At 56.7% G+C, this 26,039-nt stretch carries 20 protein-coding genes and 2 pseudogenes; 15 read left to right on the top strand and 7 right to left on the bottom strand.

Going from position 1 to position 26,039, the window contains the following annotated elements; all coding sequences use genetic code 11:
* Positions 1-73 precede the first annotated feature (73 nt).
* Positions 74-421 (bottom strand): hypothetical protein, encoded by a 348-nt coding sequence (locus tag QF010_RS32150; protein WP_429534684.1) that lies wholly within the window; start codon positions 419-421, stop codon positions 74-76.
* Between the two features lie 200 nt (positions 422-621).
* Between QF010_RS32150 and QF010_RS32145 the strand changes: the two genes are divergently transcribed.
* Positions 622-1,824 carry a cytochrome P450 gene (locus QF010_RS32145; protein ID WP_429534683.1) on the top strand — a complete coding sequence of 401 codons (1,203 nt, stop codon included), beginning with the start codon at positions 622-624 and terminating at the stop codon, positions 1,822-1,824.
* Positions 1,825-2,118: 294 nt separating this feature from the next.
* On the opposite strand, the pseudogene QF010_RS32140 reads toward QF010_RS32145, so the two are convergent.
* A pseudogene (locus QF010_RS32140) lies at positions 2,119-2,331 on the bottom strand (integrase); the annotation flags it as partial.
* A 607-nt stretch (positions 2,332-2,938) separates the two neighbouring features.
* Here QF010_RS32140 and nosR point away from each other — a divergent pair.
* The 6 genes from nosR to QF010_RS32110 are packed head-to-tail and all read left to right on the top strand — an operon-like array spanning position 2,939 to position 10,666.
* The gene (gene nosR / locus QF010_RS32135) at positions 2,939-5,065 is read left to right on the top strand and encodes a transcriptional regulator NosR (RefSeq protein ID WP_429534691.1); all 2,127 of its coding nucleotides are present in this window, start codon (positions 2,939-2,941) and stop codon (positions 5,063-5,065) included.
* Between the two features lie 60 nt (positions 5,066-5,125).
* On the top strand, positions 5,126-7,045 hold the full coding sequence (gene nosZ / locus QF010_RS32130; protein ID WP_033056626.1) for a TAT-dependent nitrous-oxide reductase: 1,920 nt from the start codon (positions 5,126-5,128) through the stop codon (positions 7,043-7,045).
* 39 nt (positions 7,046-7,084) lie between these two features.
* Positions 7,085-8,383: a nitrous oxide reductase family maturation protein NosD gene (locus tag QF010_RS32125; RefSeq protein ID WP_429534682.1), complete on the top strand. Its 1,299-nt coding sequence runs from the start codon at positions 7,085-7,087 to the stop codon at positions 8,381-8,383.
* A complete protein-coding gene (locus QF010_RS32120; RefSeq protein WP_429534681.1) occupies positions 8,380-9,303 on the top strand; it encodes an ABC transporter ATP-binding protein in 924 nt (307 codons plus the stop codon). Before QF010_RS32125 ends, QF010_RS32120 begins: the two co-directional genes overlap by 4 nt.
* Positions 9,300-10,130 (top strand): ABC transporter permease, encoded by an 831-nt coding sequence (locus tag QF010_RS32115; RefSeq protein WP_429534680.1) that lies wholly within the window; start codon positions 9,300-9,302, stop codon positions 10,128-10,130. Before QF010_RS32120 ends, QF010_RS32115 begins: the two co-directional genes overlap by 4 nt.
* A 23-nt stretch (positions 10,131-10,153) precedes the next feature.
* Entirely contained in the window at positions 10,154-10,666 is a 513-nt protein-coding gene (locus tag QF010_RS32110; RefSeq protein WP_033056623.1) for a nitrous oxide reductase accessory protein NosL, read from the top strand.
* 69 nt (positions 10,667-10,735) lie between these two features.
* Here QF010_RS32110 and QF010_RS32105 read toward each other — a convergent pair whose 3' ends face one another.
* From QF010_RS32105 to QF010_RS32095, 3 genes and pseudogenes are all read right to left on the bottom strand, one after another.
* A complete protein-coding gene (locus QF010_RS32105) occupies positions 10,736-11,050 on the bottom strand; it encodes a c-type cytochrome (RefSeq protein ID WP_033056622.1) in 315 nt (104 codons plus the stop codon).
* Between the two features lie 622 nt (positions 11,051-11,672).
* A pseudogene (locus tag QF010_RS32100) lies at positions 11,673-12,293 on the bottom strand (tyrosine-type recombinase/integrase).
* 232 nt (positions 12,294-12,525) lie between these two features.
* Positions 12,526-12,930, bottom strand: coding sequence for a DUF6632 domain-containing protein (locus tag QF010_RS32095; protein ID WP_429534679.1), 405 nt, complete (start codon positions 12,928-12,930; stop codon positions 12,526-12,528).
* 654 nt (positions 12,931-13,584) lie between these two features.
* Between QF010_RS32095 and QF010_RS32090 the strand changes: the two genes are divergently transcribed.
* The 5 genes from QF010_RS32090 (at position 13,585) to QF010_RS32070 (ending at position 20,139) form a co-directional block, all read left to right on the top strand.
* Complete coding sequence (locus QF010_RS32090; protein WP_429534678.1) at positions 13,585-14,625, top strand: helix-turn-helix domain-containing protein; 1,041 nt, start codon at positions 13,585-13,587, stop codon at positions 14,623-14,625.
* 80 nt (positions 14,626-14,705) lie between these two features.
* Positions 14,706-15,500 (top strand): SDR family oxidoreductase UcpA, encoded by a 795-nt coding sequence (ucpA, locus tag QF010_RS32085; protein WP_429534677.1) that lies wholly within the window; start codon positions 14,706-14,708, stop codon positions 15,498-15,500.
* An 80-nt stretch (positions 15,501-15,580) separates the two neighbouring features.
* A complete protein-coding gene (locus QF010_RS32080; RefSeq protein WP_429534676.1) occupies positions 15,581-16,987 on the top strand; it encodes an APC family permease in 1,407 nt (468 codons plus the stop codon).
* 353 nt (positions 16,988-17,340) lie between these two features.
* Positions 17,341-19,317 (top strand): primary-amine oxidase, encoded by a 1,977-nt coding sequence (locus tag QF010_RS32075; RefSeq protein ID WP_429509510.1) that lies wholly within the window; start codon positions 17,341-17,343, stop codon positions 19,315-19,317.
* A gap of 57 nt (positions 19,318-19,374) precedes the next feature.
* Positions 19,375-20,139 (top strand): cytochrome c oxidase assembly protein, encoded by a 765-nt coding sequence (locus tag QF010_RS32070; RefSeq protein WP_429534675.1) that lies wholly within the window; start codon positions 19,375-19,377, stop codon positions 20,137-20,139.
* Here QF010_RS32070 and QF010_RS32065 read toward each other — a convergent pair.
* On the bottom strand, positions 20,084-21,001 hold the full coding sequence (locus QF010_RS32065) for a helix-turn-helix domain-containing protein (RefSeq protein WP_429509512.1): 918 nt from the start codon (positions 20,999-21,001) through the stop codon (positions 20,084-20,086). The two genes, QF010_RS32070 and QF010_RS32065, sit on opposite strands and share 56 nt — an antisense overlap.
* A 43-nt stretch (positions 21,002-21,044) precedes the next feature.
* Positions 21,045-21,644 (bottom strand): TetR/AcrR family transcriptional regulator, encoded by a 600-nt coding sequence (locus QF010_RS32060; RefSeq protein WP_429509513.1) that lies wholly within the window; start codon positions 21,642-21,644, stop codon positions 21,045-21,047.
* A gap of 161 nt (positions 21,645-21,805) precedes the next feature.
* Between QF010_RS32060 and QF010_RS32055 the strand changes: the two genes are divergently transcribed.
* From QF010_RS32055 to gcvPB, 3 genes are read left to right on the top strand one after another with little or no spacing between them, the layout of a single operon-like run.
* Complete coding sequence (locus QF010_RS32055; RefSeq protein ID WP_429509514.1) at positions 21,806-22,972, top strand: ATP-NAD kinase family protein; 1,167 nt, start codon at positions 21,806-21,808, stop codon at positions 22,970-22,972.
* A 35-nt stretch (positions 22,973-23,007) separates the two neighbouring features.
* A complete protein-coding gene (gene gcvPA / locus QF010_RS32050) occupies positions 23,008-24,411 on the top strand; it encodes an aminomethyl-transferring glycine dehydrogenase subunit GcvPA (protein WP_429509515.1) in 1,404 nt (467 codons plus the stop codon).
* On the top strand, positions 24,408-25,964 hold the full coding sequence (gene gcvPB, locus QF010_RS32045) for an aminomethyl-transferring glycine dehydrogenase subunit GcvPB (RefSeq protein WP_429509516.1): 1,557 nt from the start codon (positions 24,408-24,410) through the stop codon (positions 25,962-25,964). Before gcvPA ends, gcvPB begins: the two co-directional genes overlap by 4 nt.
* The last annotated feature ends 75 nt before the right edge of the window (positions 25,965-26,039 follow it).

Here is a 26,039-nt window from a genome sequence, read left to right as displayed (position 1 = left end):
GACCAGATCGAGAAGGGAAATAATCAAGGCTTTAACCTTCAAGGCCCACATTGAGGGCCCCGGTTATTTGGAGTTAAAAAGGGAGCGGCAGGGGGAAGGCCATTGGATTCAGATGGCTCAGGAAAAGAAACCCCGAAACCAATACCGCATTGATCGACCAGGCTACCGTGAGGAAACGAGCGATCTGACCGTAGATGGGGTCACGGACATTATCCGCATTACGCCATACAGCATTGAGCATGCAAGCGGAGTAGGCGACAAAGCCCAGCAGCATCAGACCAAACAGGGAGGGGGCAACTTTGTTGAAGGCGACCAGGATCAGACCAAATAGTACATTGCTGAGCACTACGCCGTAGAGCCAGAACACCACCCACAGCGCAGTGCTGCCCTGCGAATTTAACCACTGCTGAAGCTTACTCATCACGTCTCCCTGGCCAGCTAGTGGCCCGATTTCCCTGCAAGCCCGTACAGACTTCACCCGGGTGATGCCGACGTAGTGGACGTCGTGCACGGTTTCAGTCTAGCGGGCTTTTCCGACATGTCCCGACCGAGTACGGGTAGGTCGACAAAACCTTGTGACCTTGTTTCCAGATTCAGCGGGACGGGTTTATGGAGTAAACGATGGACAAGAAATCACTACCTGATTGGGATCCGAGGTCTGAAGCTGTGTTAAAGGATCAGACGACAGCCTACGACGACATGCGCCACCGTTGCCCGGTCGCATACAGTCAATATGGCTATACGTCCTTATTCAAGCACGAGGATGTGCTGCGCGTACTTGAGGATCATGAAACCTTCAGTAATGCCGTCTCGCGTTTCCCCTCGGTTCCCAATGGCATGGATCCGCCCGAGCATACGGTGTACCGGAGCCTCATCGAACCTTATTTCAGCCCCGAGCATATGGAGGCCTTTGCCCCGGCGTGCCGTGATATAGCTGTGCGTCTGGTGCAGGCGTTACCGGATGAAGGCCCTTCAGAACTGATAGGGGAATTTGCCCAACTCTTTGCGTTGCAGATCCAGTGTGCCTGGCTGGGCTGGCCGGCCGATCTTCACGAACCGCTGCGCCTGTGGACGCTGAAGAATCACTCGGCCACTCTGGCCAGAGACGACGCTGCCCTGAGTGCCGTGGCCCTCGAGTTTGACGGTTACATCAAGGATCTGCTGGACGTGCGCCGTACAGCCGGCGCTGCTGCGCCGAACGATATCACGACCATCTTGCTACGCGATCAGTCCTTGGGAAGGCTTCTGACAGACGACGAGATCGTCAGCATTTTACGTAACTGGACGGTCGGCGAACTCGGAACCCTTTCCGCCTCAGTCGGCATTCTCGCGCATTATCTGGCTATCAACTCCGGGTGGCAGCAGCAATTGCGCGAACAACCCGCGCTGTTACCTGCCGCCATCGATGAAATATTGCGTATTCATTCACCACTGATAATGAACCGTCGGGTGACTACGAAACAGGTCACGCTGGGCGGGCGCACGTTGGCGAAGGGCTCGCGTATCGCCCTCAACTGGGCGTCCGCCAATCGGGACGAAGCGGTCTTTGGGGATCCCGATGAATTGCGCCTCGATCGCGATCCCGCGCTGAACCTGCTCTATGGTGCCGGCATTCATGTCTGCCCCGGTGCACCGCTTTCCAGACTGGAGCTACGGATCGTGATGGAAGAACTGCTTGGGCGAACCAGCCGGATTACACTGGTGCCGGATAAGGAACCAGTGAACGCGTTTTTCCCTGCCAGCGGGTTTTCTTCTCTATTCCTGCGGATTCAGAAACCTTCTTCCCAAGCTTTGGGAGCCTGCCTGCCCCCCGAGATCCGATGATCCCGGGACAGGCCTTTTATGCTGGACGGCGTAGGTGGCGGGACCGACATGTGGGGCGGATGAAGCCCGCATCATGGAGTCAGAGCAAGTAGCCAATTACTCGTGCGCATTGGTTGTCCTTCATTCCAGCGAGGAGGTGCAGCTGTCGGCGCTGATTGAAAACTGACCCATGGGCTGACGTAAGACTGATCCACCTCTAAATCTGCACAAATTCAGCACGGCAATGGTTCGCGGAGAACAGACTAGGTCAGTGACATCTCGGCAACTGGGTCAATTCAGCGTCGGCGTCTACACCCCATGAGCTACGTCTCGTACACACAGCTTGATAAAGTCACAGGCACACAGCTTGCTGTCTATGGCCAGGTTGAAGAGAGCCAGATCGCATGTCTTCTCCGCCAGTTGGAGACTCACTCGAATGGCTCAGATGTCTCTGACTCGGAGCGGAGCCTTGTGCCCGACGAGCTTTCCCTTATTCCAAGGCCGATGGCTGTCCAAGTTCAACACTATCGTGCCGGAAATAATTAGCAGTGTTACGAAGATGTTAATTGATTCAAATTTGCTATTTTGATGATTTCTTAAGTTACTGTGGTTTTTGCGGATGTATTTAAATTTCATGTGTTGTGGTGATAGATCATTGATGTGGCTGGTAGATTTTCTAGTCGTCGCGATCAAAATTAATATAGCTGTAACTATTTAATCTGGGGCGAACGGGAGCAACGCCGTTAGACTAAAAAGCGATAATTCATAGACTGAAAATGTTGGCTCGCTCATTTTGTATGCAGAGGTCGACTCTCTTATGCCCTTGATGCTTGACTCGGCTTGTTAGGGGGGCGCGTTGCGTTGATGCTTAATTGGTGTGAAAACGTAATTAAATTAATACTGAACTATTACCGTTTTACAAGAATGAAACTTTTCGAGTTCTGTGGGTTGAATCTGTTTGCTATGTTCGTGTGTAAGGAGGACTGTTGAGAGCATAAATCCAATAAAGAGGCGTCCGAGCTTAAACGTTTCCTTCTGGTCATTCAGTAGGGATCGAAAGCTCAGTGAACCCATGATTATTCCTGCGCGCACAAAATCCGGTTACCCGCGCCCATTCCACTATGGGCAAATATTGATGCTGGTCATGTTGTTTTGTAGCTGCTTTGGATTACACGCGAAGGAATACGGCGGGCTGGAGCAGCAGCGGATAGAAAAAACCTTTCCTGGCAGCGATAGCCTTTCCGAGCCTGACGGCGAGTTCAAGGTTCGCACCATCAGCACCGGCAAAGCGGTGCTCGGTTATGTGTTCCAGAGTCAGGACGTGGTGGATATTCCAGCCTACTCGGGCAAGCCGATTAACATGCAGGTCATCCTCGATACCCACGGCGTCATCCAGGATGCCTACGTGCTGGAGCACCATGAGCCGATTCTGCTGATCGGCATTCCCGTGGAAAAGCTTCATGCCTTCGATGCCAAATACAAAGGGATCAAGGCTGACCGAAGGGTGGTTGTCGGCCACTCCAGTGATCCAGAGGCGGTGACCGTCGATGGTATTTCCGGAGCGACGGTAACCGTCATGGTGGTCAATGAGATCATCATGCGCGCTGCGCACAAGGTGGCCGTCTCGCTCAAACTGATTGAGGACAAGGGCGGTGCGACTCAGAAGCCTGCCACCGTGCGCCAGGACTTTTTCGAGCCCGCCACCTGGGAACAACTGACCGGCAACGGCGCCATCCGCCGCTTGAACCTGACCCGTGGGCAAGTCGACGCAGCCTTCAAGGGTACCGAAGCCGAAGGCGTCGACAACGCCAGCGCCGAGCAGGTTGATGAGACCTTTATCGAGCTCTACACCGCCGACCTGAACCCGCCGACTATCGGCCGCGCGCTGTTGGGCGACAATCAATATCGCTTTCTCATGCAAGACCTCAAACCCGGCGAGCAGGCCATCGCGGTGCTGGGTCGTGGGCTGTTTTCCTATAAAGGCTCGGGGTATGTGCGCGGCGGGATTTTCGATCGGGTGCAATTGCGCCAGTTCGGTAACATCATCAGCTTTCGCGACATGGACCATCAGCGGCTCTCCGACGTGTTTGCCAAGGGCATGCCGGAATTCACTGAAATGTCGATTTTCATTGTGCGCGAACCGGCGAAGTTTGATCCGGGATCGCCCTGGTCCCTGGAGTTGCTGGTGCGTCGCCAGACCGGCGCGGTGAACGGTGTGTTCAGCAGCTTCGAGCTGTCTTACCAACTGCCCGAGCCCTACCTTTTTCGTCCACCGCCCAGCGCCGAAGAACTGGCCGCCATCGAGGTTGCCAACAGACCGACGTGGGTCAATATCTGGTACCAGAAAGCGTTTCAGATCGGGATCCTTTGCACGGCCCTTGCTGTGTTGATGGTGATTTTGTTCCTGCAGGACACCTTCACCAAATACCCGCGCTTCCTCCATTGGCTGCGTCGCGTCTATTTGGTCTTCACCGTGGTGTTCATCGGCTGGTATGCCCTGGGGCAGATTTCGGTGGTCAATGTCCTGACATTCGCCCACGCCCTGTTTGAGAACTTCCGCTGGGAACTGTTTCTCACCGACCCTATTGTTTTCATCCTGTGGACCTTTACCGCCGCCAGCATTCTGCTCTGGGGGCGTGGGGTGTTCTGTGGCTGGTTGTGCCCCTTTGGCGCCTTGCAGGAACTGATCAACGAAGCCTCGCGCAAACTCAAGGTTCCGCAATTTGAATTGCCCTTTGCGTTGCATGAACGCTTGTGGGCCGTGAAGTACATCATTTTGCTGGTGTTATTCGGCATCTCCCTGGAGTCGATGACCACCGCCGAGCAATTTGCCGAGGTGGAGCCGTTCAAGACCGCCATTACCCTCAAGTTCGATCGTCAGTGGTGGTTCGTGGCCTACGCGGTGGCGCTGCTGGTCATCAACATCTTTACGCGCAAAGTCTATTGCCGCTACGTCTGTCCCTTGGGCGCCGCGCTGGCGATTCCCAGCAAGCTGCGTCTGTTCGACTGGCTCAAACGCCGCAAGGAATGTGGCACGCCTTGCCAACTGTGCGCCAAGGAATGCGAGATCCAGGCGATTCACCCGGATGGCCACATCAACGCCAACGAGTGCCACTACTGCCTCGATTGCCAGATGACCTACCACAACGAAAACAAGTGCCCGCCACTGGTGCTCAAGAACAAGCGAAAGACGCGGGACAAGCCAGCACCCCTGCCAGAGCACGCCGAGTTGATTCCGGTTGTGCAAGTGTTTGAGCCCTGACCTGGAACAAGCATCGATTGACCGAGCTTATTCATATCTGCCCCCGATGGAGCAAAACCCATGAGCGATAAAAAGTCGAAAAAAGATCATGAAGCAGTGGATGGCGCAGGCCTTAACCGACGCGGTTTCCTCGGCGTATCAGCCCTGACCGGCGTTGCGCTGGCGGGTGGTACGGCGTTGGGTAGCGCGGTGTTCAGCCGCGAGTCATGGGCGGCAGCGGCCAAGGACGCACAGTCGAAGATTCATGTGGGGCCGGGCGAGCTGGACCAGTACTACGGTTTCTGGAGCGGCGGCCATCAGGGCGAAGTGCGGATCATGGGCGTTCCGTCGATGCGTGAGTTGTTACGCATCCCGGTGTTCAACGTCGATTCCGCCACCGGTTGGGGCCTGACCAACGAAAGCAAACGGATCATGGGCGACAGCGCGCATTTCAAGAATGGCGACTGCCACCACCCGCATTTGTCGATGACCGACGGCAAGTACGACGGCAAATACCTGTTCATCAACGACAAGGCCAATAGCCGCGTGGCGCGTATCCGTCTGGACATCATGAAGTGCGACAAGATGCTCACCGTGCCTAACGTGCAGACCATTCACGGGTTGCGTCTACAGAAAATGCCCCACACAAAATATGTGTTTGCCAATTCCGAGTTCGTGATTCCGCACCCCAATGACGGCAGCACCTTCGACCTGCAGGACAAGAACAGCTACACCATGTTTAACGTCATTGATGCCGAAAAAATGGAGATGGCCTTCCAGGTCATCGTCGACGGCAACCTGGACAATACCGACGCCGATTACACCGGCAAGTACGCGGCGTCGACCTGTTACAACTCGGAGAAGGCCTACGACCTGGGCGGCATGATGCGCAACGAGCGCGACTGGGTGGTGGTGTTCAACATCCAGCGCATCGAAGCGGCGATCAAGGCCGGCAAGTTCATCACCCTGGGTGACGCCAAGTCACCGGTGGTCGATGGTCGAAAAAGCGAGGGCAAGGACAGCGAGTTCACGCGCTATATCCCGGTGCCGAAGAACCCCCACGGGATCAATATGACGCCCGATGGCAAGTACTTCATTGCCGCCGGCAAACTCTCGCCCACCTGCACGATCATCGCCACCGCCAAGCTGGATGATCTGTTCGACGATAAATTCAAAGACCCGCGCGAGGTGGTGGTCGGCGAACCCGAACTGGGGCTCGGGCCGCTGCACACCACCTACGACGGCCGCGGTAATGCCTACACCACGCTGTTCATCGACAGCCAGGTGGTGAAGTGGAACGTCGATGAAGCCGTTCGCGCCTACGGCGGCGAGAAGGTCAACTGCATCAAACAGAAACTCGACGTGCAATATCAGCCGGGCCACAACCATGCCTCGCTGACCGAGACCAGTGAGGCCGACGGTCAGTGGCTGGTGGTGCTCAGCAAGTTTTCCAAGGACCGTTTTCTGTCGACCGGCCCGCTGCACCCGGAGAACGACCAGTTGATCGACATCTCCGGCGACGAGATGAAACTGGTGCACGACGGCCCGGCTTTCGCCGAACCCCACGATTGCGTCATGGCCCGTCGCGACCAGATCCGGACCAAAAAGATCTGGGACCGCGACGACCCTTTCTTTGCCGAAACCGTGGCGATCGCCGCCAAGGACGGCATCAAACTGGAGACCGACAACAAGGTCATCCATGACGGCAAGAAGGTGCGCGTCTACATGACCTCGATGGCCCCGGTCTACGGTGTCACCGAGTTCACCGTCAAGCAGGGTGACGAGGTCACAGTGACTATCACCAACATCGATAAGGTGGAAGACGTGACACACGGCTTCGTCATGACCAACCACGGTGTGAGCATGGAGATCAGCCCGCAGCAGACGTCCTCGATCACCTTCGTCGCCGACAAGCCGGGGTTGCACTGGTACTACTGCAGCTGGTTCTGCCATGCGCTGCACATGGAAATGGTCGGCCGAATGCTCGTCGAGAAGGCTTGAGCGGCCGGACGCATCAGGGCCGCGGAAAAGGTAAGCGCAGTGTTCAGACCCCTGGCAAATGACTCACTACACGGCATTGCACTTTTGGTGTTGGTGTTTCTATCGGTATTCGCCCAGGCGTCGCCACGGCCCATTACCGAGCTGCCCCTGCAACCCGATGGCGATCGCCATTGGAGGTTGCCTGCCGGAGAGTACCCAGGGCAGTTCAGTGTCGATCAGCCGATGCAGATCGATTGCGAAAAAGGTGCGGTCATCAATGCCCAAGGGCAGGGCAATGCTCTGTTCATCAGCGCCCCCGACGTGCGGATCGAGGGGTGCACGTTGCTCGACTGGGGGCGCGACATGACAGCCATGAATGCAGCGGTTTTCATCGGTCCCAAAGCCTTGGGCGCGGTGATCCGCAACAACCACATGAAAGGGCCAGGCTTCGGCATCTGGGTGGACAGCACTCACGATGTCAGCTTGATCGATAACGATATCGAAGGCGACCCGAGCATTCGCTCTCAGGATCGCGGCAACGGGATTCATCTGTATGCCGTGCACGGTGCCAAGGTGATCGGTAATCACGTGCGGCTGACCCGCGACGGCATCTACATCGACACCTCGAATGGCAACTTGCTGCAGGGCAATACCCTGGAAGACCTGCGCTACGGCGTGCACTACATGTACGCCAACGATAACCAGTTACTCGGCAACATCACTCGCCGCACACGCACCGGCTATGCCTTGATGCAGAGCCGCAAACTGACGGTGATTGGCAACCGTTCCGAGCAGGACGAGAGCTATGGCATCCTGATGAACTACATCACCTATTCCGAATTGCGCGACAACTTCGTCAGCGACGTGCGCAGCGGTTCCGCCGATGGCGGCATGGTCAGTGGTGCCGAGGGCAAGGCGCTATTCATCTACAACTCGCTGTTCAATGTCATCGAACACAACCATTTCGAACGTAGCGCGGTGGGGATTCACCTCACCGCGGGCTCCGAAGACAACCGGATCGCCGACAACGCCTTTGTCGACAATCAGCAGCAGGTCAAGTACGTCGCCACCCGTTTGCAGGAATGGTCGGCTGATGGCCGGGGCAACTACTGGAGCGATTACCTGGGCTGGGATCGCAATAACGATGCGGTGGGCGATGTGATCTACGAGCCCAACGACAACGTCGACCGTCTGCTGTGGCTGTACCCGCAGGTCCGTCTGTTGATGAATAGCCCGAGCATTCAATTACTGCGTTGGGTTCAGCGCAGTTTCCCCGTGACGAAATCGCCGGGGGTCAAAGACAGTTTCCCGTTGATGAACCTTCCGACGATGCCTCAAACACAGCGGCCGACCTTATGAACGCCATCGAGATCGAAGGTGTAAGCCAGCGTTACGGCAGCATGACCGTGTTGCACGATCTGACCTTGAGTCTGGGGGAGGGCGAGGTGCTGGGCTTGTTTGGCCACAATGGTGCGGGCAAGACCACGGTGATGAAACTGATCCTTGGCCTGCTCAAGGCCAGCGCCGGTCAGGTGCACGTCCTCGGTTGCCGACCCGCACAAGCTGACGTGCGTCGCCAACTGGGTTACCTGCCGGAAAACGTGACGTTCTACCCGCAACTCAGTGGCCGCGAAACCCTGCGGTATTTCGCCCGCCTCAAAGGAGCAGCCCTGACGCAAGTGGACGACTTGCTCGAGCAGGTCGGGCTGACGGGGGCCGCGGACCGTCGGGTGAAAACCTACTCCAAGGGCATGCGCCAGCGTCTGGGCCTGGCGCAGGCGGTGCTCGGCGAGCCACGTCTGCTGCTGTTGGACGAACCCACGGTGGGGCTGGACCCGATTGCCACCCAGGATCTTTATCTGTTGATCGACCGTCTGCGCCAACAGGGCGCGAGCATCATCCTTTGTTCCCATGTGCTGGCAGGCGTCGAGGCGCATATCAACCGTGCGGCAATCCTGGCCAATGGTTGCTTACAGGCGATCGGGAGTCTGTCCAGTCTGCGTGAAGACGCCGACTTGCCGGCGCGGATTCGTGCCAGTGGTCTTTCCCGGCGCGAGCAGTGGTTGCAGCGCTGGAATGCCGCCGGGCATACCGCCACGGCCATGGGCAGCAACGGCGTCGAGGTCATGGCTGTCAACGGCCATAAAGTCGATCTGTTACGCCAGTTGTTCCACGAGGATCAACCCCAGGACATCGAGATACTGCAACCGTCTCTCGAGGACCTCTACGGTTATTACATGAGTCGTGCGACCACCGACACAGAAGGCCCTCATCCATGAAGCAGATTTGGAGTATCGCCGGCAAAGAGTTCAGCGACGGGCTGCGCAATCGCTGGCTTCTGGCAATCAGTCTGCTGTTCGCCATTCTGGCGGTGGGTATCGCCTGGCTCGGTGCAGCGGCATCCGGGCAAGTGGGCTTCACGTCGATTCCGGCAACCATCGCCAGCCTGGCCAGCCTGGCCACTTTCCTGATGCCGCTGATCGCGCTGTTGCTGGCCTACGATGCCATCGTTGGGGAGGACGAGGGCGGCACGCTGATGCTGCTGCTGACCTATCCGCTGGGCCGTGGGCAAATACTGCTTGGCAAGTTTGTCGGTCACGGCCTGATCCTGGCCTTGGCCACGCTGATCGGATTCGGTTGTGCCGCCGTGGCTATCGCCTTGCTGGTCGATGATGTCGAGTTGGGGCTGTTGCTCTGGGCGTTCGGCCGTTTCATGGTGTCTTCCACGCTATTGGGCTGGGTGTTCCTGGCGCTGGCTTACGTGTTGAGCAGCAAGGCCAGTGAAAAATCCAGTGCAGCCGGAATGGCGTTGGGCGTGTGGTTCCTTTTTGTATTGGTGTTCGATCTGGCGCTGCTGGCGTTGCTGGTGCTCAGCAAAGGCAGCTTCAACCCGGACCTGTTGCCGTGGTTACTGCTGCTCAACCCGACCGACATTTATCGCCTGATCAATCTCTCGGGTTTCGAAGGCAGCGGTAATGCCGTCGGCCTTATGGCATTGAGCAGCGATTTACCGGTACCGGCTTCGTTGCTATGGCTCTGTCTGCTGATCTGGGTAGGGGTTTCGCTGCTGTTGGCTTACTGGATGTTTCGCCGTCGGCCGTCTTGATTTTTTCACACGGGAACAATGAGATGAACACTCTGTACCTGGCCTGGCTCCGTGCCCTGGTCGTCATCATTACCTGTTTGGGATTGGCGGCGTGCAACGATCGCGCAGAGGAAAAGCAACCCCCTGGGCCCGTGGCCTTTCATCAGAGTGACGAGTGCCATGTCTGCGGGATGGTCATCGCCGACTTTCCCGGCCCCAAGGGCGAGGTCGTGGAAAAAGGCACGGTCAAGAAGTTCTGCTCCACCGCCGAAATGCTCGGATGGTGGCTTCAGCCAGAGAATCACCACACTGAGGCGAAATTGTATGTGCACGACATGGGGAAAAGTGCCTGGGAGAAACCCGACGACCAATATCTGATTGATGCAACCAAAGCCTACTACGTTGTGGGTACTGGACTTAAAGGTTCCATGGGTGTTGTTCTGGCGTCATTTTCCGAGGAGGCCACCGCACGCAAACTGGCCAGCGAGCAGGGCGGCAGGGTGTTGCGCTTTGAGGAAATCGATCTGAGTCTTTTGCAACAAGCCCCGACGATGTAGCCGAGCGGCCCGTTTCGCAGAAGAGAGCAGGCTCGCTTCTGCGGTTTGGGTATTTTTTCTTGGGCAATCTTACTTCAGCGTCAGGATCCAGTCGGCCAAGGTCTTCGCTTCTTCATCGGTCACTTGGTTGGCCGGCATTGCGATGGGCCCCCATTTGCCTGTACTGCCTTCTTTGATGCTCTTGACCAGAGTTGCCGATGCGTCGGCCTGGCCGGCGTATTTGGCGGCAACTTCCTTGTAGCCGGGCCCGACCATTCTGGCGTCGACCATATGGCAGCCAACGCAGGGTTTGCTCTTGAAGAGCGCCTCGCCATCAACGGCTTGAGCTGACTGCAAAGTCAGCGCAGCGCCCAGGGCCAGCAATGGAACAAGAATACTTTTCATCAGTGTCTCCTCAGACAATGAAGCAGATTCGAATGAACTGCCCCGGTTTATCCAACAGGCATCGTGTTGAATATTATGGAGTTTATATTTATAGGTCGGGCAAACTTGTCTCAGTATCGGCTGATTATTATTGATAGATCAACCGCTTATGTGAAAGGTACGCTTGCCACTTTCATTAGATGTTTAGCTTTTAGCAAGTGTTCATTTTATTTCGGATATTAATGAGTCGATGCAAATTGTCTAGATTTAACCGTTGTTTGTTGTCTAGTGTTTGTTGACTGGGTCGCATTCAGGAATTATTTGCTTAGTCAGTTGGGAGGTAGTGTGTAGTGAGTTGAATTTCATACGTTTAAAGCGACGAGATGGCGAGTCTTTAAAATTCGATAATTATAATGGATGAGTTTCAAGTCAGTTGTTCGATGGCTGGCGTATGATTGTTTTAGCATTGGAGGTGGTTTCGGAAGGTGCGGGCGGCGGCACTTGCCAGCTGCGGCAGGTGAATGAGGTCGCACAGCATCCAGTGGTAGTTTGAGCTAAAGAGCGGTCGCAGATAGTAACCTTCCTCAATTGTCCACTTTTGGCCGGACAGCGACGGTCTAGCATCGGCCGTCACTGTAGATGGTCAAACTTCCGTCTGTTCCGCCATTTTCAAGGCATCATCGACCTCGATACCCAAGTATCTGACAGTGCTTTCAAGCTTCGTATGACCAAGCAGGAGTTGAACAGCTCTCAGGTTCTTCGTCCTGCGATAGATCAGCAATGCCTTGGTTCGCCATAGTGTGTGAGCACCCTACATGGTTGGGTCAAGGCCAATGGCGGTCACCCACGCTTTGACTATTCGAGCGTATTGCCTGATGGAAAGATGGTCTGATGCGTGCAACCGGGTCGGAAACAAGAAGTCCTTGCTGCGGAGGTGCGCCTGATGCATCCACGCCTCCAGAGCCGTTCGGGTTTGCTCAGTAATTTCAAATTGCACTGGGTGCTGAGTTTTCTGCTGTTTCACGATAGCCCGTGACAAAACATGCTCCCCATGGGCGATGTCTCGGACTCGCAGCTTGGGTAAGTCACAGGCACGTAGTTTGCTGTCGATGGCCAAGTTGAAGAGCGCCAAATCACGTGTCTTCTCCGCGAGCTGGAGTCTCACCCGGATGGTCCAGATATCCCTTACTCGGAGCGGGGCTTTCTGCCCGACAAGCTTTCCCTTGTTCCAAGGCTGATGGCTGTACCTAGCAATAGTGTTCATAGCTCGTCCTCCACGTTGCGGGAAGACTAGGGTGGATCAGTTGCAGCGAGTGATCGTCGCTATTCGACCCAAACCGGTCAGTCGTGACAGGCAGAAAACGCCCCAGGCTGTGAAAAAAACGCGGGCACAGTCTTGAAGGACTGCGTTGATACGTAAAATCTGTCGGCGCTTGGTTGATCCGCGACCAAAAAATTGCGTAGAAACGCGAGTTTCGTCCCGATCAAACCTGCTCTTAGGCCCCATTGTGTGTCCGGGGCCGAGCGACCAATTGCGAGCGGGGCGTCAAGATGGCCAAGGCAACCGCCACGATGAAGAGCGCCGGCACGTCACCTGCCAAGTGCCCCATTTGCCCCGGCTGGGTGACCGCCTGGACGGCCATGATTCCTCCGTGTACGGCGCTAGACCACACGGTGAACCAGATCAGGCTCAGATTGGCTAATGGATCACGTGCGGCCAGGATCAAGAACACGCCAAGTGTGGCGTAGATGCCAACGATCATCATCGGGTAGTCCGAGTGACCGACGTGCCAGGCCCAGCCGGATGGCCAGAACAACATAAGTGGGTAGAGAGCAAGGCACGCGAGGCCAGCCAAAACTAGAACGATGCGCAAATACCTGAGGCGATCGACTACGGTCATGGCGGATTCCTCTTAGGGCCTGCCCAATCTGCTCAATCAGTTCCGGCAGTAAACCAAGCATAGCTACCCATTAGCTATCGCTCCGTACACTGGCAGCTTCTGGCCGTTTTCTGGCTGTCGCAACAGGTAGGAATCGACTGTGGATTCAACCGGTCTACGCAACACAACCAGATTCTGTGTAAGCAGAGGGCGTGTTGCAGATGAAGCAGAGACTTTAGATCTATTACACCGTCAGCCGAAAAAGCTGATGTGGGATCACTGGCAGAAAGGGGACTCTCTCCAGCAGATCGCCCAACTATTTGATCGAAACCACTCATCGATACAGCGCAACTTGGCGGAAACAGGGGTATCAGAACCGCTGTAAGGCGCAAGTCTCCGAATTGATGTGGCCCATCATGAACTGGGAGAGTCGGTTTCAATCCTCCTTGATTTCTCCACTTTGCTCTGGGTGGCTAATGGCTTTCCCTTTGGCGCTTGCAGGCTGGGCTATCAAAAAAATGCGCAATATCAGGCCGCACGCCCCAGGCGGTGCAAGCATCGTGTAGATTGAAATTGTAGCCATTGAGCATAGGACGCGAGGCACAGGCTCGATAGGCGTTGAAAAACGCCATTTCGAATAATAAAAAGAACGCTGATGCGCCCAGGAGATATGCCATGCGATCGCAACCGGTCCAGCAAACATCTCATCAAGCAGGCTCCTATCCTGGTGGTGTTCCGCTTTCGGCTGCCAATGAAGGTTTGCGCTGCGTTTCTGTCAGCGACGCGAATGTGTTGGCAAACTCTCTACCGGAGTGGCAGCAAGAGTACTTGCAGATCAGTCCGGGGCAGTTTGCAGGTTCGGTCACTGAAATTTCCGTGGGTGTGGTGCAGATCTTCCGCGAGGTGATGAACCAGGCGGTCGATCAGCACGGGCACACATTGCCGGGCAAATTCGCCTTGGGCATTCCCATCTCGCTGCGCGGCCACGGTTATTGGTGTGGTAAAGAGCTTGATTGCATAGATTCGGTGTTCTTTCTGCGTCCGGATTCCGAGCTGAAGTTCAAGACCCCCGGCTACTCCGATATCTACGGCGCATCGGTCGATGTTGAGGCCTTCAGAAGATACTCTCTGGATGACGAATTTGATGACAAAAGTGTTATCGCTCTGACGAAAGAGGTCAGTCGGCTTCCGCCGGACAAGTGCGCCGCGTTCCGGCGAGGATTTGACAGTTTCTTCCGGGCAGTCGAGGCCAACCCTCTGATTCTTGAATCAGCGCCCGCTAGAAAGCAGCTGGCTTTCGACATCATGCATCTGCTTCTTGGCATGACCGCGGACTTGCCAGTGTCGAAGAAATCCCACGCCGACCAGTTCGTTCATCGTCATGTTGTAGACAGTGCACGCAGTTACATTCTTTCAAGAAAAAGTGAAGCGTTAACAGTGACCGATTTATGTGAAGGACTGCGAACCAGCCATCGTTCGCTGCATTACGCCTTCAACAAAGTCTTGGGTATCAGCCCCGTGACTTATCTGCGCTACATCCGTTTGAACGGCGTCAGGGCGGAACTTATTTTGAGCGATAAGTCGGCCTTGATCAGTGAAGTTGCAGCCCGGTGGGGCTTCTGGCACATGGGCATGTTCAGCGTCTACTACAAAAACCTGTTTGGCGAACGGCCTTCTGAAACACTGAAAAACTTCCGTACGCCGGCAAGTATTTAACTATCAAGTTTTGAACGCCATGTCTGGGGAGATGTACCCGGGCATGACGGGATTGCTTTGTCAAAAAAACGGAGAAAATCATGAATAAGTTAAACGGAAAAGTGGCCTTGATTACAGGCGCCTCGAAAGGCATGGGTAAGTCTCATGCCACTATCTATGCCAAATACGGGGCTAATTTGATTCTGGTTGATCTCGATGAGTCAGTTAACCAAGTTGCAGCAGAAATTCAGAATAAATATGGCGTGGAAGTGCTTGCGCAAGTAGGCGACGTCACCGATCCGCAGGCCATGCGGCTGATTGCCGAAAAAGGCATGAAGCGGTTCGGCAAATTGAATGCACTGGTCTGCAATGCCGGAGTCTGCCGTCTCGGCAAGTTTCTTGAGTCCAGTGACGCTGAGCTGGACCTGCACATCAACGTCAACATCAAGGGGGCATGGCATACCGCGCGTGGGGTGCTGCCGCACATGATCGCATCCGGCGGCGGTGCAGTGGTTGTCATGTCGTCCGTGACTGGTGACATGACCGCTGATCCGGGTGAAGTGGCCTATGCGCTCTCCAAGTCCGCCCTGATTGGCTTCACCAAGGCGCTGGCGGTGGAGATGGCCCCCCATAACATTCGGGTGAATGCGATCTGCCCAGGCTTCATATGGACGCCAATGGCCGAACAGGTCGCCAGGCAAGTCAATCCGGATGATCCGAAGGCGGTTCTGGATGAACTGGCCACGGCGATTCCAATGAAACGCCTGGGCAGACCCGATGAAGTCGGTGAGTTGTCGGCATTCCTCGCTTCCGATGAGTCCAGTTATATCAACGGTGCGCAAATCGTGATCGATGGTGCCAGCACACTTCCCGAAACAGTCAGCATCGGGATGTAACAGGCGTTCATTGACAGCAAGGACGCTGCTGCATCGATGAATTCCGTGATTCATAAAAACAATAGCGTGGAGCGTGTGTGATGACAGAGCTAACCGAATCCTTGCATGAAGACGTGCCTCTGGCCGGCGAAAAACTGAAAGGCAATCTGGGTACTTTTCAGATAGCACTATTGGTCATTGCAGCTGCAGCACCTTTAGGCGCCGTGCTCACGGCAGCCCCCATTGGTTTTCAACTGGGCAACGGCGCCGGGCTTGCCGGAACATTCCTGATTGCGGGATTTTTGATGGTTTGTTTCTCGGTAGGTTATGGCGAACTGATTCGGGCGATTCCCGGCGCAGGCGCGTTTTACAAGTATCTGTCGGTGGTCTTTGGCTCAAGAGTTGGCGCGGGCGCGGCATGGGTCGCATTGGCCTCTTACCTGGCGATTACGATTGCCGTGGCGATTGTGTCTGGCTATTACACCAATTTGACCATGCAGACCTTTGGAATAAATATTGGCTGGATGTCATGGACAATAGTGTTTATGGCGCTGACGTCTTATTTAGGCCGGGCGAATATTGATTTTGCCGCCAAAGTGCTGGTGCCCTTGGTACTTTCAGAGTTCTTCATGCTGTTCTTGCTGGGCCTGTCCATTTTCCTGGATAAAGGCTTCGCCGCTTTTCCAGTCCAGGCGGTATCGATAGAGGCAATAACATCGCCGGGCCTAGGTGTGGGACTGATGGTCGCGCTAGCAGCGTTCCTCGGCGTCGAGTCCGCCGCGCTGTATGCAATGGAAGCCAAACGGCCAGAAAAATCCATTCCGGGTGCAACTCGTCTCGCCGTGGTGTTGGTCGCAGTGGCCTACTTTGTGATTATCTGGTTGATCGTTGGCGGGATCGGAGCCGATGCGATAAAAAGCGAAGCGGCAACGGCTCAAGGTGAGCTAATCATCAATCTATTCTCGACACGCCTCGGAACAACGACCGCCACCCTTGTTTCGATCATGTTGTGCACCAGCAATTTTGCCTGTCTGTTGTCACTTCACAATGCAGCTACTCGATACGTACAGGTCCTTGCCAAAGATAAGCACCTGCCGAGTGTGCTATCGAACATTCATCCGCAACGGAATTCCCCGGCCAATGCGAGTCTTTTAGTCACGGTGTTGGTCGCCGCCTGTATTGCCGCACCGACTTCGGTGGGTTACGACGCTTTTGTATTCCTGTTTCCGGTCACGCTGGCGTTTTCGACTCTAGGGCTGATCGGACTTCAGGCCTTTATTTCGCTGGCCGTCATTGCCCACTTCAAAAAAATCAGTGATCGCCGCTATCTCAAAATCCTGATCAGCCCACTCGTCGCGCTAGCGGGGCTTAGTCTGGCGGTTTACCTGATTTATGAGAATTACGGACTCCTGACTGGAAGTGAATCGGCATGGGTGAACGGAACCCCATTACTGCTGGTTGCGCTGTTTTTCTACGGCGTGATCAAAGGTCGTTCAAACACTATTTGATGCAAGACGCTGTAGCACCGCACTGGTGCAGTCTGCGCTTTGAAAGTGCATTTTCTCATCGGGTTATGAAGGACATCTTGATTGCTGTACGCGGAGGAGGGTTGCCGACCTGCTCGCAGCGTTGCTGGATCCTGTATTCGTCCTGCCTTGAGTGACTCAGAAGCCAGAAACATGCCAGTTCTTTTAGTTGGCGAAGTGCTAGTGGGGTCCCGTTGCGAATCTGCCAATCTGTGTTAATGCGCCTGCATAAGTTGGTCGTAACCTTCACATGCCGACCTACCGCAGTGCTGCAGTTTCTTCATCGTCCGAATGCCTTTGCCCCCAAAGTTTATTTGAATGGAAGACTACGAAGCATGAACGTGAATATTAAAGTAACGACTGCGTCCCATCCGCTTGATCCACTTTCGCTACAGGAACTTGCCTTGGCGAGCAGCATCCTCAAGCGGGAAAAAAACCTTCACGATAAATGTCGCTTTCCTTATCTGCACCTCGCGGAGCCCGATAAAGTCGAAGTGTTGGCCCATGTTCCCGGCCAGGCATTTTCTCGACGCGTATTTGCGTTAGTGCTGGATAAGTTGACCGGCAATACATATGAAGCGCTGGTTGATTTAAATAACGAGACCCTTGTTCATTGGCAGTCGCTCGACATCGAAGCACAGGGCCATGCACCAATCATGATCGAGGAGTTCGACCTGTGTGTGGAGGCGGTGCAGAACGATCCCGCCTGGCGTGCTGCGGTCAAGCGTCGCGGCCTCAGCGATGCCGATATCGCAAACGTGCAGATTGATCCCTGGTCATTCGGGCATTTCGGAGATGACGAACGTTATCGTGGCAAGCGACTGATGCGCGGCGTCGCTTTTTACCGCGAACAGTTGACCGACAATGGCTATGCCCACCCGATCGAAGGGCTGGTTGCAATCATCGACCTGAATAAAGGGGAGGTGATTGAGCTGTTGGATGACGGCCGCCTGACGCCGATTCCGAAGGCAACGATCAACTACGATAAGGCTTCACTGGGCCAGCCGCGCGAAGGGCTCAAGCCTTTGCACATCACTCAGCCTGAAGGCGTGAGCTTTACCGTCGATGACTGGAAAGTGAGTTGGCAGAACTGGGAATTCCGCGTCGGCTTCACACCCCGTGAAGGTTTGGTGCTGCATCAACTGGGCTACAAGGACGGCGAGGTCGTTCGTCCGATCATGTACCGCGCCAGCGTCACCGACATGGGCGTTCCCTATTCGGATAACGAGCTGAACCATTACTGGAAATGCGCTTTCGACGGCGGCGAATACGGGCTCGGTCGGCTGGCCAACCAACTGGAGTTGGGCTGTGACTGCCTTGGCGCCATTCGCTATTTCGATGTGCCTTCGGTTAATGACAAGGGTGACCCCTTTGTCATGAGGAACGCCATCTGCATGCACGAGGAGGATTACGGCACATTGTGGAAACACTATGAGTTTCGTACCGGTGTGTTCGAGATGCGCCGTTCCCGGCGTCTGGTGATCAGCTTCTTCTGCACCGTGGCTAACTACGACTACGGTTTTTTCTGGTACCTCTATCAGGACGGCACCATTCAACTCGAGGCCAAGCTGACCGGGATCATCCAGACCGCGGCGCTGGCCCCCGGTCAACGCCCCGCCAGCGGCGGTGGCATGGTCACCCCGGAGTTCTACGGCCCCACCCACCAGCATTTCTTCAGTGCGCGCCTGCACATGATGGTCGACGGCGAGCATAACGCCGTCACCGAGACCAACTTCCAGTCGCGCCCACAAGGCGAGGGCAACACCTGGGGTAACGTCTTCGACAGCGTCACCACCACGTTTACCCACGAACTGGACGCGGCTCGCGAAGCCAGCGGCCAGACTGGGCGCTTCTGGAAAATCATCAATCCGAACGTCAAGAATGCCGTCGGCAATCACCCCGGCTACAAGCTGGTGACCGAGCACAACCCCGTCATGCTCGCCCATCCAGACAGCTCGTTTGGCCGACGCGCCGGATTTGCCAGCAAGCATTTGTGGGTGACGCCTTATGCTCCCAGCGAGCGTTACGGCTCGGGCGATTACCCCAACCAGCATCGGGGTGACGGCCTACCGGTGTACACGCAGAACAATCGCGAGATCCACAACCAGGACCTGGTGGTCTGGCACACCTTTGGCCACACCCATATCTGCAAGCCGGAAGATTTTCCGGTGATGCCTGTGGAGTACGTCGGCTTCAAGCTCAAGCCCAATAACTTCTTCAACGGCAACCCGGCCATGGATTTGCCCGCGAGCAGGGACCACGCAAGTGTCCAGGATGGCCAAGCGGCCAGTTGCTGCAAACACAACGCCTGATCAGGCCTCCATCAATGAATGCCCAAGTGCTCCGGCGCTTGGGTCGAAGGTGTTGTCATGTCTGAATTATCAGGTTGGGCTTGGCTAGAGTGGGTGGCGATAGCCGGGTTTGTTTGTTGGTCGAGCGGGGGCCCCAAAGGCTGCAAGCGTCAACCGCTGTTGCTGGGCGGCGCCGCGCTGGTATTTTTGCTGGGGATGCAGCCAGCGCTGGACGCCGTGGCACGTCAAAGTGTGTGGTTACACTGCCTGCAAAGCGCCTTGATCCATCACCTTGCGCCGATTCTTTTATTATTTGCCGTCGCCCGTGAACCCGCCGCTCCGGCGCGTTTCCGGAAGCAGGGTTGGGGTGCACGCATTGGCGTGATCATAGTCTTCAGTGCCATGAGCGGCGTATGGATGTTGCCGCAGATGCATCAAAGGCTGATGGACGATGCCACGCTGTATGCGTTGATGAAATGGGCCATGGCCATCAGCGGGCTGTGGTTGTGCCGGGTCATGGGCCGTTATTGCCGAAGCGCTGACGTTCCGTTGCACAAACAGTGGACGTTCAGTCTGGCGGTGGCGCTGCCGCAGATGCTGGTCGGTGTGTTGCTAGTGTTCAGCCCGCCTCTGTATCCCATGCCCGGACACTCGATGACGAGCATGCACGGTGCCGAGGACTTGAGCGCGCAACTGGACCAGCTTCTGGGCGGCGTGCTGATGTGCCTGTCGGCGTTACTGTTGCTGTGGGCCGACCGCGTCATGGAGCGCAAGCCTCAACCGCTGATCAACGGATTTGAGCCGAGGGTGAGTGCCCAAACAGACGTTTGTACTCCTGGCTGAAATAGCTGTGATGGGTGAATCCCCAGCGGTACGCCGCGTCGGCGACGCTGGGGGCTTGCTGTTCGGCAAGGCTACGCTGGGCGGCATTCAGGCGGATGGCGCGTAAATACGCGAGGGGCGAACTGCCGACGATTTTTTCGAAGCTGTAATGCAACGTACGGCGGGGGATCTTCAACTCCCGGCACAAGTCCAGAATCGATAGAGTTTCCCCGGTGGGGCTTTCGAGCACGCGCTCATGACAGTATTTGACGATGTACTGGTGGCTGCCTCCCAGGCCGATTATTCGCCCGGGCCATTGCGGCTCAAGCACGTCGAGCAGGGTTGCCAGCGTAAAGTCCTGAAGGGCCTGTTCACTGAATTCGTCAGCAGTTTCGAGCTGCTTGAGCAGCCCTGACATCGCGGTCTGAGCCATTTCAAGACGTTTGGCGGGCACTTTCATGCCGTAACCCCTGGGCCGCTGGTAGAACAGCTCGACGTCTTCGGCCACCAGCAGTTGCTCAAGTGTCTGGCATTCCAGCGAGACCACGATGTAGTCGGTATCCGGTGGCGTGATAAAGAAAAAATCGTCGTCATAGGGCAGGAAGTTCAGGCCGTCGGCGAGAATGCTTCGATTCGGTGCGGTGTCGGACTGACCGGGCAGGTTCACCGGCAGCAGCAGGTTTACGCAATGGGCAGGCGTGTGAGTGTGCTGGGCCACGCCACTGTTCATGGTTTCCCGGAACAATCGCACGCCGTTCAGTTGTACGTCCTGCAGATAGCCATGGAAAACACCGGGCGACAGCTTGTCGTAGTGCTGAGACCAATGTCGCAATGAGGCGGCGTGCTCGATGATTTCGTCGAAGTATTGAGTTTGACTGTGCATGATGCGTCGCCCCTGAAGCTTGACCCTCTGCAAGCAGCAAGAATTAAGCCTTTTTATTCTCCAGCAGCAATCCGCAGGCCAATGCCAGGAAGCTTTCGGCTACATGCTCGGAAGCCGATTGTGGATCCTCGGCATTGGCAATCCACAAGGAAGCGCCGAGCAGGGCGCCCATGATCAGGCGTGCTGTCGCTTCGGTGTTGACCGCGCGAATCGTGCCCTCATCGATCAGCTTCTGGATGCTGCGCTGAGTGCTGCGGATACAGGCATTCTGGCTTGGCCATTGCGATGGATCGCCCAGCACCGACGGGCCGTCGAGGAACACAATGCGCTGGATTTCGGGTTCCAGGGACATCTTGATGTAAGCGATGGATTCATCGATAAAGCCGTCCCAGGTGGTGCTCGCGTCCGCGATGATGACCGACAGTCGCGCCGTCATCTCTTCATCAATTTGGGCAATGACGGCCTGTAGCAAGCCTTTCTTGTCACCAAAGTGATGGTAAAGCGCGCCACGGGTCAGCCCGGCTTTAGCGGTCAAATCATCCATCGAACTGTCCGCGTAGCCCTTCGCAGCGAATGCGTCCCGCGCCGCCTTGATCAGCTTGCCGCGGGTCTCGGTAATCATGTCCGCACGCTTCTGCGCCATCGGTCCTCTTCCTTATCAAAAAAATAACATTCGTGGCGTATGTGAGTTGACATACGCTGTGCATGTCGTATTGTGACTGACATACGTTGCGTATGCAATGTGTCTGGGCAGTGTGCTGCTCAAGCTTTGAAACGCCGTCATTCAGCACAGGATACCGAGCAATGCGTGAGCAGCGCGATTCCGATATTTCACGCCTTAGCGCCAGCCAGGGCAAAACCATCGGGCTGATTGTCAACCCTGTCGCCGGCATGGGCGGGCGTGTGGGCTTGAAGGGCACCGATGGTCCTGAAGTTCTGCAGGAAGCGATACGCCGTGGCGCGCGGCCGGTCTCAAGCGAACGGGCTGCTCTCGCGCTCAAGCGTCTGGCGGCCTCGGCCACGCCATTTCGATTGATGACCGGCGCTGGGGCGCTGGGCGAAGACATCGCCCGCGCCGCCGGTCTCGACCCTGTCGTCGTATACCGACCATCACCAGGATCGAGCCGGCCCGAAGACACTCGGAAGGCTGCGCTCGTCATGGCAGACGCCGCCGTCGATCTGCTGCTGTTCGCCGGGGGCGATGGGACTGCGCGTGATGTGCTGGAAATGGTCAGCGATCGAGTGCCCATCCTCGGTATCCCGACGGGCGTGAAAATGTATTCCGCCGTCTTCGCCACCAATCCCGAGAACGCTGGGAGCCTCGCGGCACGTGTTATGGCCGGCGAGTCCAAGGTGCGCTTTCGCGAGGCCGAGGTCATGGACATTGATGAGGCCGCCATGCGCACTGATCAAGTGTCGGCGCGCCTGTATGGCTACGCGCTCAGTCCGCACGAGCGTCACCTGGTGCAAAACGCCAAGGCCGGTTCCGTCCCCAATGAAAACCTGGCGCTCGACGCCGTGGCCCGGCAGGTCGTCCGCCAGATGAAGGTCGGCTGCCTTTACCTGCTGGGGCCCGGCACCACGACACGGCGGGTGATGACCGAACTCGGCCTGCCGTCGACGCTGCTTGGCGTCGACGCGGTCATGGACGGCGCGCTGGTAGACGCCGACCTCAACGAGCAAGCGTTGATCCGCCTGATGGACGGCCATGAGACACGGATCATCGTCGGCGTGCTTGGCGGCCATGGCAGCTTGTTCGGACGCGGCAATCAGCAGCTTAGCGCCGAGGTGATCCGCCGCACCGGGCGCGAAAACATCATCGTGATCACCTCGATGGACAAGCTCATTTCCCTCGACGCCGGCTGCCTGCGCGTCGACACCGGTGACGCTGAAGTCGACGCCATGCTCAGTGGCCATATACGTGTGCACACAGGACCTGACCGGTCCGTCTTTTTCAGGGTTCGATCCTGATCATTTGTTCCATCCGAAAAAACGAGGATAACCCCATGAGTAATCATGTCGCCCACCCTTACATGGCGAACTCTGTTCCCGCACTCAAGCAGGAGATGCTCGACTCGATCGGTGTCGACAGTATCGAGGAGCTGTTCCAACAAATTCCCGAAGGCCATCGCCTGCAACGTCCCATCAACCTGCCGCCGGCACTGAACGAGAGCGAGCTGCGTCGGCACCTGGTCAGTACCCTGTCGAAGAACAAAACGTGTGAGCAGAACCTCAACTTTCTGGGCGCCGGCTGCTGGCAGCACCACGTTCCAGCAGCGTGCGACGAGGTTGTGCGCCGCAACGAGTGGCTGACGTCGGTGTTCGGCGAGCCAAGCTCCGACCATGGCCGCAACCAAGCTTGGTTTGAGTTCTGCAGCCAGCTGGGCGAGCTGCTGAACATGGACCTGGTGGGCCTGCCGGTGCGCAGCTGGGGCTGCGCCGCGGGCCACGCCATTCGCATGGCCACGCGCATCACCGGGCGCAACGAGGTGGCGGTGGTCCGCGCCATTGACCCGGAGCGGCTTTCGATCATTCGCAACTACTGCGAGCCGGTCGACATGCCGAGCCACATCGTCGTACGCCTCGTCGACTATGACCCGGCAACCGGCTTGCTCGACCTTGATCACCTTCGCGCCTCGATCGGCGAGCAAACGGCTGCCGTCTATTTCGAAACCCCGTCCTACTTCGGGGTGATCGAACAGCAAGGCGCCGAAATTGCCGCCATTGCCCATGCGGCGGGTGCCGAAGTGATCGTCGGTGTCGACCCTATTTCGCTGGGCGTGCTGGCCGCGCCGATCGATTTCGGAGCGGACATCGTGGTTGGCACCACGCAGCCGCTCGGGGTGCATATGAATTGCGGTGGCGGCGTCAGCGGCTTCATTGCCACCCGCGATGAAGAACTCTACGCCCACCAGTACCCGACGCTGTTCATCAGCATCGGCGAGACCACCAAGCCTGGTGAATATGGTTTTGGCCTCAGCCTGTTCGAGCAATCTTCATACGGCTTGCGTGACAAGGGAAACGATTGGACCGGGCACTCGGTGTACATGTGGGCCATCGCCAATGCCGTGTACATGGCAATGATGGGGCCCCAAGGCTTTGAAGACGTGGGCAATGTCATCCTGCAGCGGGCTCACTATGCCACGAAGCTGCTGGCTGACATTCCAGGCGTGCGCGTGACGTTTCCAAGCGGTTTCTTCAAGGAGTTCGTGGTGAATTTCGACGCGACCGGACTCAGTGTGAAGGACATCAACAAGCGGCTTCTCGCCTTCGGGATCTTCGGCGGCAAAGACCTGACACAGGACTTCCCGGAGTTGGGCGCCAGCGCCCTTTACTGCGTCACCGAGATTCACACCCAGGCAGACCTTGAGCGTCTGACCGCTGCACTCAAAAAGGTAATCGCACAATGAGCACAACACTCAAGGAATACCACGCTCCCGTGTGGAGCGAACCGGTCATTCTGGAGATGGGCTATCCTGGCCGTCGCGGAGTGATTTTTTCTGACGTGGAAGCCGAGGTTCAAGCCGCTGTCGGCAGTGCCGACGGCTTGATCCCCGCGAACATGCGCCGCACGCGCAAACCGGCGTTGCCGGAAATGTCCGAGCCCGAGGTGCTGTACCACTACCTGCGTTTGTCGCAACAGACTCTGGGCATGATGAACATCAGTCTGTTCGGAACCTGCACCATGAAGTACAACGCGCAGATCAACGAGGCGATGGCCTGGCGCCCGGAAATCACTCACGTACATCCTTATCAGGACGAAGACACCCTGCAAGGTGCGCTGGAAGTGGTGCATGGCATGGACACGATCCTGCGTGAATTGTCCGGGATGGATCAGTTCATCTTCCAGGCGGGTGGCGGTGCCGACGCGGCTTACACCAACTGCGCCGTGACCCGTGCCTACCACGCGTCCCGCGACGAACTAGCGCAGCGTGACGAGATCATCACCACGATCCAGACGCACCCGAGCAGTGCGGCGACCGCCGCTGCGGCCGGGTTCAAGGTGATCACGTTGATGATCGAGGAGAATGGTTACCCCTCGCTCGAATCCCTCAAAGCCGCCGTGTCTAATCGCACCGCAGCGCTGATGGTGAACAATCCCGATGACATGGGCGTCTACAACCCGGAAATTCGCGAGTGGGTGCGGGTGGTGCACGAGGCGGGCGGCCTGTGCTTCTACGATCACGCCAACTTCAATGGCGCGATGACCAAGATCCGTGCCCGCGAACTCGGTTTCGATGCGTGCATGTTCATGCTGCACAAAACATTCGGCGCACCGAAAAGTGGAGTAGGCGGCCCGGCCGTGGGTGCCTACGGTTGTTCGGCGGAACTCGCGCCGTTCCTGCCGGCACCGGTGGTGGCGTTCGACGGTGAGCGCTACAGCCTTGATTACGATCGGCCGCAGAGCGCCGGCAAAATACGTGAATTTTGGGGCAACGTTCCCGTCATCCTTAAAGCCTACGCTTGGTCGCGCGCCATGGGCGCGGAAGGCATGGCCGAAGCGTCCGATATCTCGGTTCTGGCCAACAACTACATGGAAAAAGGTTTGCTGGCGATACGCGGCGTAACCCGTTCACACCCCGAGGCCACAAGTCCGCGGATGGAGATGACGCGCTACAGCCTTGAGCAACTCAAGGAAGACACCGGGGTCGACGTCCACGACGTGCAGAATCGCATGAGCGATTTCGGCATTGATCCGATGTGGAGCAGCCATCACCCGTGGTTGGTGCCGGAGCCTTTCACGCCCGAGGCGGGCGAGATGTATGGCAAGGAGGCGCTGGATACCTGGATTGCCGTGCTTGCGCACATTTCCGACGAGGCCTACTCGAACCCGGAGATCGTCAAGACGTCGCCGCATAACCAGGCGATCCACCGGTTGAAGGCCGCACCGCTGGAAGACCCGCTACGCTGGGCGATGACCTGGCGCTCGTACCTGCGCAAAAACAGCAAGAAGACTGCCTGAGCCGTTGCAGCGTCCCCGTCGATGAGGCGGGGACGTTATCGAAACCTAATCAGAGCTAACAATCAGCCATCGGAA

This window comes from Pseudomonas silensiensis, assembly GCF_050434865.1.
Classification (GTDB): Bacteria; Pseudomonadota; Gammaproteobacteria; order Pseudomonadales; family Pseudomonadaceae; genus Aquipseudomonas; species Aquipseudomonas fluorescens_W.
The sequence above is the reverse complement of the archived record's forward strand: the minus strand, read 5'-3'. Positions and strand labels throughout refer to the sequence as shown.